The sequence below is a fragment of the Pseudomonas sp. JY-Q genome (assembly GCF_001655295.1).
Lineage (GTDB): Bacteria > Pseudomonadota > Gammaproteobacteria > Pseudomonadales > Pseudomonadaceae > Aquipseudomonas > Aquipseudomonas alloputida.
This window is the reverse complement of record NZ_CP011525.1, coordinates 1861449-1873252: the sequence shown is the minus strand read 5'-3', so window position 1 is coordinate 1873252 and position 11804 is coordinate 1861449. Positions and strand designations below refer to the sequence as shown.

Below are 11804 nucleotides of genomic sequence, written 5' to 3'. Positions count from 1 at the left end.
TCAGTGCCGCGCGGTCAGTTCAGCGCTGGTTTTTCGCTATTGATCGGAATGCGCTTGGCCTTGGCTTCTTCAGGCACGATGCGCAGCAGGTCGATGCTGAGCAGGCCATTGGCCAGGCCGGCAGCCTTCACTTCGATGTGATCTGCCAGGCGGAACGACAGCTTGAAGGCGCGTTGTGCGATACCCTGGTGCAGGTAGGTCACTTCAGCGGCGCTATTGTCGCGCTTGCCACCGGTCACGGTCAGGACACCTTTTTCGACCTGCAGGTCGAGGTCTTCTTCCTGGAAACCAGCTGCAGCAACCACGATGCGGTAGTGGTCATCGCCATGCTTTTCCACGTTATAGGGCGGGTAGCTGCTACCGGCCTCGTTACGTGCCGCGGATTCGAACAGGTCGTTGAAACGGTCGAAACCAACGGAATGACGGAACAGTGGAGCAAGAGAGAAAGCAGTAGTCATGGTCATAAACTCCTGAGATTCAGCAAGTAAGTCATTACGCGACCCGGCTTCGGCATCGCGTACTCAAAAGATATGGCCGAGGGAAACGCTTTCAAGGGGCAAACAGAAAAAATTTGATTTTTTTTGCACGGGGCCTGATGGCCTATTTGCCGGTCAACCCGCCCCTACGACGACCTGCGCCGAACCACCGCTGCGTGTGTGTGTGTGCGTGTAGGAGCGGGTTTACCCGCGAATACAGTGGCGGCGGCAACGGTGAACGGCCGGTGGAAATTGGCCAGCAGGCCCGGCCCTTTCGCGGGTGAACCCGCTCCTACGACGGCCTGCGCCCAACCACCGATGTGTGTAGGAGCGGGTTTACCCGCGAATACGGTGGCAGCGGCAACGGTGAACGGAAGGTGGAGATTGGCCAGCTGGGCCGGCCTCTTCGCGGGTAAACCCGCTCCTACGACGACCTGTGCCCAACCACCGATGCGTGTGTGTGTAGGAGCGGGCTTGCCCGCGAATACGGTGGCGGCGGCAACGGTGATCGGCGGGTGGAAAATGGCCAGCAGGCCCGGCCCTTTCCCGGGTGACCCCGCGCCTACAGGTGCAGTACCCGCGTAGCGCCCTGCTCAGGCGACGCAAGCCTCCAACGCTTGCGCCTCAACCCCCAGCAACCGGCTGATCCGCGCACAGTCATCTTCCCGGCGCAACTCGGCAAACAAAACCACCGCTTCGGGGTAACTGCGAGTCAGCATCGCCAGCCACTGCTTCATCCGCCCTGGCGCATAACGCGGCGACAATTTGGCCTGGGCCTGGCGCCAGAACTCACGCAACAGTGGCAACAAATCATGCCAGCTCATCGGCTGATAGTCGCGCCCATCCCGCGCCGCTGCAATCTGCAGGCCCAGGTCCGGGCGCGATACCAGCCCACGCCCGAGCATGATGTCTTCAGCGCCACTGACCTCGCGGCAACGCCGCCAGTCATCGACCGTCCATATCTCGCCATTGGCAAACACCGGGACCTTGACCACATCCTGCACCCGCGCCACCCACTCCCAGTGCGCTGGCGGCTTGTAGCCCTCAACCTTGGTCCGTGCGTGCACCACCAGGTGTGCCGAACCGCCCTCGGCCAGCGCCGTGGCGCACTCCAGTGCCCCATCGGGGCTGTCGAAGCCCAGACGCATCTTCGAGGTCACCGGAATGTTCGCCGGCACCGCACGCCGCACTTCACGCACAATGGCGTGCAGCAACTCCGGCTCTTTGAGCAGTACCGCGCCACCGCGCGACTTGTTCACCGTCTTTGCCGGGCAACCGAAGTTCAGGTCGATCACCGGCGCCCCAAGCTCGCAAGCCAGTGCGGCGTTTTCCGCCAGGCATACCGGGTCCGAACCCAGCAATTGCACGCGCATGGGCACACCGGAAGCCGTGCGCGCGCCCTGACGCAGTTCAGGCGCCAGCTTGTCGAACGAGGACGCCGGCAGCAGGCGGTCGCACACGCGAATGAACTCGGTGACGCACCAGTCGATACCGCCCACACGGGTCAATACGTCGCGCAGGATGTTGTCGACCAGCCCCTCCATCGGGGCCAGAGCAATTTGCATGTCGGGGTCTCAGCGGAAAAAGCCGGCAGTTTAACAAAAAATGCCGGCGACTCAGGCGCCGATCAGCGCCGGACCGTAACCTTCGACGAATTCCGCCGGCATGCGCCTGGGCTTGCCGCTGGACAGCTCGATGCAGGCAAAGGTGGTTTGCGCACGCAGCAACGTCACACCATCGCGCGGGCGCTTGAGCTGAAACCGCCGCGTCATGCGCAGGCGTTGGTCCCAATCAATGATCCAGGTGGCCAGCTGCAGCTCATCGTCTTCATAGGCGGCGGCCAGGTAGTCGATTTCGTGGCGCACCACAGCCATCGCCCGGTCAAGGCGCCGGTACTCGGCCAGGTCCAGCCCCAGACGCTGGGAGTGGCGCCAGGCGCAGCGCTCAAGCCAGGTGACGTAGACGGCATTGTTGGCGTGGCCAAGGCCGTCGATGTCCTCGCTGCCGACGCGCAGGTCGATGACGAAGGGTGTTGCCAGGTCCCAGCTCATTTTCGCTTCCTTGGCGCAAAAGGCGATTTAGCAGCGATCTGCGGGGCAATGTCCAGCCCCAGCGAGCCTGAAGCGGTCGTTGTAGGAGCGGGCTTGCCCGCGAATCAGACACCGCGGTGGGTGGCACCGGCGATGCCGATGTTCGCGGCTGAAGCCGCCCCGACACTGACCGCTTCAGCCCGAGCCAGCAATTCGAGCACGGCGTCACTCAGCCGCGGGTCGGCCAGCACTCGCTGGTGACCACCCCCTTCCAGCAGCATCAGCCGGCTGTCGAACCAGGCCTTGTGGATCACATGTGCCTCATCTGCGGGCACGAGAGCATCATCGGCGGCATGCACCACCAGCCCCGGCAGTTCCAGCTGGTAACCCGTGACATCCAGCCGCGCAATCTGCATGCCCACATCGCGCTCGATCTGGCGAATGAACGCTGCCCGTGCCCGGGCTGGCAGCCCCAGGCGATGGGCAAAACCACGCAACACACCGAGCAACCGTGCCGGCGCTGCAATGCTGACAGCCGCCTCTGTACGCAGCCCCATCTGCAAAGCCAGCAGCACGCTGGCACCGCCCATGGAATGACCTATGACCGCACGCAAGGGCGGCAACTCAGCCGCAGCCTCAAGCAGCGCCCGGGCAAACAGCACCACATTCGCCTGCTCGCCAGGCGAACGACCATGCCCAGGCCCTTCCAGCGACACCACCGTATGCCCCGCCTGAACCAAAGTCTCGATCAAGGCGGCAAACTGCGTTGGGCGCCCTTCCCAACCGTGCATCAGCAGCACGGTCGGCCCTTGACCCCAGCGCAAGGCAGACAGACCGAAGCGCAGTGTAATGCGCTCAGCCCTGGCCAGCACAGGCAGCTCCCAATCCCGCGGCGGCAGGTTGCGCGGGGTCATGAAGGCACGGCGCATCTTGCCCGCGACATGCTCGGGGGCCAGGCGGCCCAAGGTGCCATTGACACCGCGAATCCAGCTCAGGGTGGTCATCGCCATGCTCCAGGGTTAAAGCACCGCCGATTTGGCGGCGCGCAGAATACGGTCAGACAGGTCACTGGCCCCCAAGGCCCGGGCCAGCGCCAGCCCCCCCACCATCAGGGCCAGGTCGGCCAATGCTTTGTCAGCATCCTCAGGGCGGTCGACCATCGCGGCAGTCATCAACTCGATGTGCTCGGCCAGCACCTCGCGGAAGACCTCCGGCAGGCGCTGCATTTCGCCCAACGCGTTAGGCAGCGGGCAAGCATGTACTTCGCAGTCCCGGTGCTTGCGCGAGAGGTAGAAAGCCCCGGCCAGCGCTCGCCGCCCGGCGCCATCGAGATCGGGGTCGATCTGGGCGAGCAAGGCACGGCGCTCACCCAACAACTGGCGGAACGCCTCGAGCATCAGCTCGTCCTTGCTGTCGAAGTGCGCATAGAAGCCCCCGACGGTCAGGCCTGCCGCACCCATCACCTGGCTGACGCTTGGCTCGGCCGGGCCGTGCTGGATCAGCGCACTGCGCGCAGCTTCCAGAATGCGTTCGCGGGTTTTGCTCTTCTTGTCGCTCATCTGGCACACACCACACAAAATATGATGATCGAAATATTATTCTCATCATATTTTTTGGCAAGCAAAATGTGCGGCCGTTTGTCGGGGGCAAATTATTGAGAAGGGAAAAAACAAAAGGCCCATTCAATAAGCGAATGAGCCTTTAAAGTCCCGCAAAACGCGGGTAAACGTGGCGTCCCCTAGGGGACTCGAACCCCTGTTACCGCCGTGAAAGGGCGGTGTCCTAGGCCACTAGACGAAGGGGACGTAACCTTCGCGAAGATCCACTTGCGTGAACCCTGGCAGAAATGGTGGAGCTAAGCGGGATCGAACCGCTGACCTCCTGCATGCCATGCAGGCGCTCTCCCAGCTGAGCTATAGCCCCGAAACAAAAGGCTCATCAATAAGCGACGAGCCTTTTAAAGCCCTGCAAAACGCAGGAAAAGTGGCGTCCCCTAGGGGACTCGAACCCCTGTTACCGCCGTGAAAGGGCGGTGTCCTAGGCCACTAGACGAAGGGGACGTAACCTTCGTGCCGATCCGCTAACGCGAACCGCGGCAAAATTGGTGGAGCTAAGCGGGATCGAACCGCTGACCTCCTGCATGCCATGCAGGCGCTCTCCCAGCTGAGCTATAGCCCCGGATTTCTAGCCTCGCGGCCCAGCGACATAACAACATCGCTTGTGTAAAACTGGCGTCCCCTAGGGGACTCGAACCCCTGTTACCGCCGTGAAAGGGCGGTGTCCTAGGCCACTAGACGAAGGGGACGAACCTTCTTACCTTCAAGACCTGGTTGCTGGACCCGGTCTTGCTTATCAGCCTTGGCTGCTAAGCGGAATTTGGTGGAGCTAAGCGGGATCGAACCGCTGACCTCCTGCATGCCATGCAGGCGCTCTCCCAGCTGAGCTATAGCCCCACAATGTCGCTTTGAACTGAACCGCTGGCTGGGTGCCTGGCGTTTCGTTTTCGTTCATCGCTGTGGACGGGGCGCATATTAAGTTCGGATTGCAAGGCTGTCAAACGAATTTTCAAAAATATTCAAAAATTTTTTCACAGATAACAATCACTTACCGCCCTGCTCCACTCAATCCGGCCACTTGGCCCTCAGGGAAATGCCTGTGGGAGCGGCCTTGTGTCGCGAAAGGGCCGCAAAGCGGCCCCGACGGATTTGCGTCGAGTCAAAGATTGTGGGACCGCGTTGCAGTCCTTTCGCGACACAAGGCCGCTCCCACAGTGCTCAACAGCGGTGCTCGGAAAACGGTCAGCCGATGGAGCCCAACAGCTTTTCCCACTCTTTGTTTTCTTTCTTCGACACTCCACCCAACAGGTCCAGGGCCTGGCGCAGGCGGTAGCGCGTCAGGTCGGGGCCGAGGATTTCCATGGCGTCCAGCACCGAAACCGAGCTGGCCTGGCCCGTGATGGCGGCGAACATCAGCGGCATGGCGTCACGCAGCTTCAGCTCCAGCGCTTCGACCACAGCCTGGATGCAACCGGTGATGCGCTCTTTTTCCCACTGACGCAGGCTTTCAAGCTTCCACAGGATCAGCTGGATCACCTGGCGCACCTGGTCGGCCGACAGTTTCTTGCTTTCGAACAGCTTGGCGTCCAGCTTGAGCGCGCCTTCGAAGAAGAACCCGCCCAACGGGGCAACCTGGCTGAAGGTTTCTACCCGGCCCTGCACGTGCGGGGCAATCTTCATCATGTAGTCGCTGTTGAACGCCCATTTCTGCAGGCGTGCGGCGAATTCCTCTACCGGCAGCTCGCGCAGCCACTGGCCGTTGAGCCAGGACAGCTTCTCGATGTCAAAGATCGGGCCGCCCAGCGAGATACGCGACAGGTCGAAGTGCTCGACCATTTCGGCCAGCGAGAACTTCTCGCGCTCGTCAGGCATCGACCAGCCCATGCGGCCAAGGTAGTTGAGCATCGCTTCAGGCATGAAGCCCATGCGCTCGTAGAAGGTGACCGAGGTCGGGTTCTTGCGCTTGGACAGTTTGGATTTGTCCGGGTTGCGCAGCAGCGGCATGTAGCACAGCTTGGGCTGCTCCCAGCCGAAGTACTCGTACAGCTTGATCAGTTTGGGCGCCGATGGCAGCCACTCTTCCCCACGCAGCACGTGGGTGATGCCCATCAGGTGGTCGTCGACCACGTTGGCCAGGAAGTACGTCGGCAGGCCGTCGTTCTTCATCAGTACCTGCATGTCCATGCGGTCCCACGGGATCTCGACATCGCCGCGCAGCATGTCCGGCACCACGCAGATACCTTCGCTCGGCACCTTCATGCGGATCACGTGCGGCTCGCCAGCGTCCAGGCGGCGCTGCACTTCTTCGGCGCTCAGCAGCAATGCACGGCCATCGTAACGCGGGGTTTCGCCGCGAGCCTGCTGCTCGGCACGCATCTGCTCCAGCTCTTCGGCGGTGCAGAAGCAGTAGAAGGCGTGGCCGGCGTCTACCAGCTCTTTAGCGTATTTGGCGTAGATTTCGCCACGCTCGCTCTGCCGGTAAGGGCCGTGCGGGCCGCCGACATCCGGGCCTTCGTTCCATTCGATGCCAAGCCAGCGCAGGGCGTCGAAGATCTGTTGCTCCGACTCACGCGTGGAGCGCAGCTGATCGGTGTCTTCGATGCGCAGGATGAACTCACCGCCGTGCTGCTTGGCAAAGCAGTAGTTGAACAGGGCGATGTAGGCAGTGCCGACATGGGGGTCGCCGGTAGGCGATGGCGCAATACGCGTGCGTACGGTGGTCATGGAGAGTCTCGAACGAAAGATGAAACAAAGGCGGGATGTTAGCAGGAGGCGGGCACCGGGCTCCAGCAATGGCGCGAACGTCACTTGTCGACAGGCCCGGTGCCGCTGTTAAATTTGTTTACATTTCTGGAACGATAGTCCCCATGCCTGCCCAACTCAAACGCCGCCTGACGCTCTTCTTCGCCCTGGTGGCCATCATCGCCCTCGCCTTCCTGGGCCACTGGTACTTCAAGGGCCGCTTCTACGAGAGCACCGACAACGCTTACGTGCAGGGTGAGATCACCCGTATCTCCAGCCAGCTTGGCGCACGTATCGAAACGGTACCGGTCGAGGACAACCAGCACGTCAGCAAGGGCGACCTGCTGGTGCGCCTGGAAGCCGCCGACTTCGAGCTGGCGGTCGAACGCGCCCGTGCCGCCCTGGCCACCCGCGAAGCCGAGTACGCACAAGCGCAAAGCCGCCTCACCCAACAAGGCAGCCTGATTGCCGCCGGCCAGGCCCAGTTGGCGGCCACCCAGGCCACGTTCGACCGTTCACGGCTGGACCTGAGCCGTGCCGAGAAGCTGCGCAAGCCGGGTTTTGTCTCTGAGGAGCGGGTCACTACCCTGTCGGCGGACAGCCATGTCGCCGGCTCCCAGGTCGACAAGGCCCGCGCCGACCTGCAAAGCCAGCGCCAGCAGGTCACCGCCCTGAACGCCGAACTCAAGCGCCTCGATGCGCAAATCGCCAATGCCCGCACCGACCTGGCCCAGGCCGAACTGAACCTGACCCGCTGCGAAATCCATGCGCCGATCAGCGGCACCATTGGCCAGCGTAATGCGCGCAATGGCCAAGTGGTGCAGGCCGGCGCCTACCTGCTGTCGATCGTGCCGGATGAAGACATCTGGGTGCAGGCCAACTTCAAGGAAACCCAGATCGGCCGCATGCACCCCGGCCAGCGCGCGGAGCTGTTGTTCGACAGCTACCCCGACACACCGATCGAAGGCAGGGTGGACAGCCTGTTCGCCGCGTCCGGTGCGCAGTTCAGCCTGCTGCCACCGGACAACGCCACCGGCAATTTCACCAAAGTTGTGCAGCGCATCCCGATAAAACTCACGTTCAGCGCTGACAACCCGTTGCACGGGCGTATTCGCCCCGGCATGTCGGTGACCGCCACCGTCGACCTGCGCAGCGCAGACGAAGGCCACAATGGCCGGTGACCAACTGCTGCGCCCCACGGCGGAGCCAACCCGACGCGACTGGATCGCGGTGATGAGCGTGATGCTCGGTGCCTTCATGGCAGTGCTGGATATCCAGATCACCAATTCCTCGTTGAAGGACATCCAGGGCGCTCTGTCGGCGACCCTGGAAGAAGGCTCATGGATTTCAACCTCCTACCTGGTGGCGGAAATCATCATGATCCCGCTAACGGCCTGGCTGGTGCAGCTGCTGTCGGCGCGGCGCCTGGCGGTGTGGGTATCCAGCGGTTTCCTGCTGTCGTCGCTGCTGTGCTCGATGGCCTGGAACCTGGAGAGCATGATCCTGTTTCGCGCCTTGCAGGGTTTCACCGGTGGCGCGCTGATCCCGCTGGCCTTCACCCTGACGTTGATCAAGCTGCCCGAGCACCACCGCGCCAAAGGCATGGCGATGTTCGCCATGACCGCCACTTTTGCCCCCTCCATCGGTCCCACCCTGGGCGGCTGGCTGACCGAAAACTGGGGCTGGGAATACATCTTCTACATCAATATCCCACCAGGCCTGCTAATGATCGCCGGCTTGTTGTATGGGCTTGAGAAGAAGGAGGCGCACTGGGAGCTGCTGAAAAGTACCGATTACGCCGGCATCGTCACGCTCGGCCTTGGGTTGGGCTGCCTGCAGGTGTTTCTCGAGGAAGGCCATCGCAAGGACTGGCTGGAGTCACACCTGATCGTCGGCCTGGGCAGTGTTGCCCTGGTCAGCCTGATCACCTTCGTCATCTTGCAGTTTTCCAAGCCACACCCCCTGATCAACCTGCGCATTCTTGGCAACCGCAACTTTGGCCTGTCGAGCATCGCCAGCCTGGGCATGGGCGTGGGCCTGTACGGGTCGATCTATCTGCTACCGCTGTACCTGGCGCAGGTACAGGGTTACAACGCCTTGCAGATTGGCGAGGTGATCATGTGGATGGGTATTCCGCAGCTGTTCCTGATCCCGCTGGTGCCGCAACTGATGAAGGTGATATCGCCCAAGGTACTATGCGCGCTGGGGTTTTGCCTGTTCGGCGCTGCCAGTTTCGGTTCGGGGGTGCTCAACCCGGACTTTGCCGGGCCGCAGTTCAACCATATCCAGATCATCCGCGCCCTGGGTCAACCGATGATCATGGTGACCATTTCGCTGATTGCCACCGCGTATATCCAACAACAGGATGCAGGGTCCGCGTCGAGCCTGTTCAATATTCTGCGTAACCTCGGTGGCGCGATTGGTATTGCCTTGCTGGCCACCCTGCTGGATGCGCGCACCAAGGTGTACTTCGACTACCTGCGGGAGGCGGTGGTGCCGAGCAACCCGCAGGTGGCTGAGCGGCTGGCGCAACTGGCGGAGCGCTTGGGCAATGACAATGCGGCGCTGGGCAAACTTAGCGAGATTACCCACCAGCAGGCACTGATCATGGCTTACAACGATGCCTTCCACTTTGTCGGGATCGGGTTGGCGGTGAGCATGGTGGCGGTGTTGCTGACCCGCAAGTTGCCGGAGGGGCTGAAGGCTGGGGAGGCCCACTGAGCACAATTTCAGATGATGCGCGATGCCTGTTGGAGCGGGCGTGGCAGCGAACACCCAGCGCAGCCGGTGCCAGACACCGCGTGGAATGCTTCGCGGGCACGCCCGCCCCCACAGGATCAGCTGCTAATCAACCGCTCCCGCAGTTGCGCAATCTCGTCACGCAACTGCGCCGCAGCTTCGAACTCCAGGTCGCGGGCGAACTGCATCATTTTTTCTTCCAGCTGCTTGATGCGCTTGGTGATCTCGCCCGGCGTACGCAGTTCGGCCTCGTAACGGGCGCTCTCCTCCGCCGCCTTGGCCATGCCCTTGCGCTTCTTGCTGCGCGCACCAGGCACGGCGGCACCCTCCATGATGTCGGTGATGTCCTTGACCACGCCCTTGGGCACGATGCCGTTGGCTTCGTTGAAGGCGATCTGCTTCTCGCGGCGACGCTCGGTTTCGTCAATGGCCCGCTGCATCGAGCCTGTTACGTTATCGGCATACAGGATGGCCCGGCCATTGAGGTTACGTGCCGCGCGGCCAATGGTCTGGATCAGGGAGCGCTCGGAACGCAGAAAACCTTCCTTGTCCGCATCGAGGATGGCCACCAGCGACACCTCGGGCATGTCCAGGCCCTCGCGCAGCAGGTTGATGCCCACCAGCACGTCGAAGGTGCCCAGGCGCAGGTCACGGATAATCTCCACCCGCTCCACCGTGTCGATGTCCGAGTGCAGGTAGCGTACCCGCACATCATGGTCGGCCAGGTAATCGCTGAGGTCCTCGGCCATGCGCTTGGTCAACGTGGTCGCCAGCACACGTTCGCCTGCCGCGACACGCTTGCGGATCTCGGACAGCAGGTCGTCGACCTGGGTCAGCGCCGGGCGCACCTCTACCTGCGGGTCGACCAGCCCGGTCGGACGCACCACTTGCTCCACCACGCGCCCGGCATGCTCAGCCTCGTAGGGGCCCGGAGTGGCCGAAACAAAAATGGTCTGCGGGCTGACATCCTCCCACTCGTCGAAACGCATCGGCCGGTTGTCCAGCGCTGAAGGCATGCGGAAGCCGTACTCGACCAGGGTCTCCTTGCGTGAACGGTCGCCCTTGTACATGGCGCCGACCTGCGGAACGCTAACGTGGGATTCGTCGATCACCAGCAGCGCATCAGGCGGCAGGTAATCGTACAGGGTGGGCGGCGGTGCCCCGGCCGGGCGCCCGGACAGGTAGCGCGAGTAGTTTTCGATGCCGTTGCAGTAGCCCAGCTCGAGGATCATCTCCAGATCGAAGCGGGTACGTTGCTCCAGACGCTGCGCTTCGACCAGCTTGTTGGCCTTGTGCAGGTACTCCAGACGCTCCTTCAGTTCTTCCTTGATGCCCTCCACTGCTTCCAGCAGCGTTTCCCGCGGGGTGACGTAGTGGCTCTTGGGGTAGAAAGTGAAACGTGGCAGCTTGCGGAAAACCTCGCCGGTCAACGGATCGAAGGCGGCGATGTTCTCCACTTCATCATCGAACAGCTCGATGCGGATGGCTTCCAGGTCCGATTCGGCCGGGAAGATGTCGATCACGTCACCGCGTACCCGGAAGGTGGCGCGGGCAAAGTCCATTTCGTTGCGGGTGTACTGCAGGTCGGCCAACCGGCGCAGCAGCGCGCGCTGGTCGAGCTTGTCGCCACGGTCCACGTGCAGAACCATTTTCAGGTAGGTCTCGGGGCTGCCCAGACCGTAGATGCACGACACGGTGGTCACGATGATCGCGTCACGCCGCTCCAGCAGCGCCTTGGTCGCCGACAGGCGCATCTGCTCGATGTGGTCGTTGATCGAGGCGTCCTTCTCGATGAAGGTGTCTGACGAAGGTACGTAGGCTTCCGGCTGGTAGTAGTCGTAATAGGAAACGAAGTACTCCACCGCGTTGTTGGGGAAGAACGCCTTGAACTCCCCGTACAACTGCGCGGCCAGCGTCTTGTTGGGCGCCAGCACCAGCGTTGGGCGCTGCACCTGCTGGATGACGTTGGCAATGCTGAAGGTCTTGCCCGAACCGGTCACCCCGAGCAACGTCTGGTGCGACAGCCCCGCCTCGATGCCTTCGACCAACTGGCGGATAGCCTCGGGCTGGTCGCCGGCCGGCTGGAAACGTGTGACGAGCTGGAACTCGGACATGAAGGACCTCGCGGTGCAGCAGCTGTAAATTTAGCCAGTAGTCTATACCCAAATGCGCCCGTTCGGGGGCGCTTTCAAGGCACAGGTGTGGGCGGGCTCAACGGTGGACACGGCATTTAGACCAATGGTCGAAAAATATTTGCGCAA

The 11804-nt window shown here is 62.1% G+C and carries 9 protein-coding genes and 6 tRNA genes; 2 read left to right on the top strand and 13 right to left on the bottom strand.

Annotation, left to right across the window (positions count from 1 at the left end; genetic code table 11):
* Positions 1-14: 14 nt before the first annotated feature.
* The 12 genes from AA098_RS08445 to gltX form a co-directional block, all read right to left on the bottom strand.
* Positions 15-458: an Hsp20 family protein gene (locus tag AA098_RS08445; protein WP_003247188.1), complete on the bottom strand. Its 444-nt coding sequence runs from the start codon at positions 456-458 to the stop codon at positions 15-17.
* Between the two features lie 611 nt (positions 459-1069).
* The gene (locus AA098_RS08440; RefSeq protein WP_003247187.1) at positions 1070-2041 is read right to left on the bottom strand and encodes a tRNA-dihydrouridine synthase; all 972 of its coding nucleotides are present in this window, start codon (positions 2039-2041) and stop codon (positions 1070-1072) included.
* Positions 2042-2092: 51 nt separating this feature from the next.
* Positions 2093-2527 carry a thioesterase family protein gene (locus AA098_RS08435; protein ID WP_003247186.1) on the bottom strand — a complete coding sequence of 145 codons (435 nt, stop codon included), beginning with the start codon at positions 2525-2527 and terminating at the stop codon, positions 2093-2095.
* Positions 2528-2631: 104 nt separating this feature from the next.
* Positions 2632-3510 carry an alpha/beta fold hydrolase gene (locus AA098_RS08430; RefSeq protein WP_047604522.1) on the bottom strand — a complete coding sequence of 293 codons (879 nt, stop codon included), beginning with the start codon at positions 3508-3510 and terminating at the stop codon, positions 2632-2634.
* Between the two features lie 15 nt (positions 3511-3525).
* Positions 3526-4065: a TetR/AcrR family transcriptional regulator gene (locus AA098_RS08425; protein WP_064614052.1), complete on the bottom strand. Its 540-nt coding sequence runs from the start codon at positions 4063-4065 to the stop codon at positions 3526-3528.
* 170 nt (positions 4066-4235) lie between these two features.
* A tRNA-Glu gene (locus AA098_RS08420) sits at positions 4236-4311 on the bottom strand.
* Between the two features lie 42 nt (positions 4312-4353).
* Positions 4354-4429, bottom strand: a tRNA-Ala gene (locus tag AA098_RS08415).
* Positions 4430-4490: 61 nt separating this feature from the next.
* A tRNA-Glu gene (locus tag AA098_RS08410) sits at positions 4491-4566 on the bottom strand.
* Positions 4567-4608: 42 nt separating this feature from the next.
* Positions 4609-4684, bottom strand: a tRNA-Ala gene (locus AA098_RS08405).
* A gap of 51 nt (positions 4685-4735) precedes the next feature.
* A tRNA-Glu gene (locus AA098_RS08400) sits at positions 4736-4811 on the bottom strand.
* A 72-nt stretch (positions 4812-4883) separates the two neighbouring features.
* Positions 4884-4959, bottom strand: a tRNA-Ala gene (locus tag AA098_RS08395).
* Between the two features lie 345 nt (positions 4960-5304).
* A complete protein-coding gene (gltX, locus tag AA098_RS08390) occupies positions 5305-6786 on the bottom strand; it encodes a glutamate--tRNA ligase (protein ID WP_003247183.1) in 1482 nt (493 codons plus the stop codon).
* Between the two features lie 143 nt (positions 6787-6929).
* Between gltX and AA098_RS08385 the strand changes: the two genes are divergently transcribed.
* Positions 6930-7985: an HlyD family secretion protein gene (locus AA098_RS08385; RefSeq protein WP_004577219.1), complete on the top strand. Its 1056-nt coding sequence runs from the start codon at positions 6930-6932 to the stop codon at positions 7983-7985.
* A gap of 49 nt (positions 7986-8034) precedes the next feature.
* Positions 8035-9525, top strand: a complete 1491-nt coding sequence (locus tag AA098_RS08380) for an MDR family MFS transporter (protein WP_176393467.1) — start codon at positions 8035-8037, stop codon at positions 9523-9525.
* 116 nt (positions 9526-9641) lie between these two features.
* Here AA098_RS08380 and uvrB read toward each other — a convergent pair whose 3' ends face one another.
* Complete coding sequence (gene uvrB / locus AA098_RS08375) at positions 9642-11657, bottom strand: excinuclease ABC subunit UvrB (RefSeq protein WP_003247179.1); 2016 nt, start codon at positions 11655-11657, stop codon at positions 9642-9644.
* Positions 11658-11804: the final 147 nt, after the last annotated feature.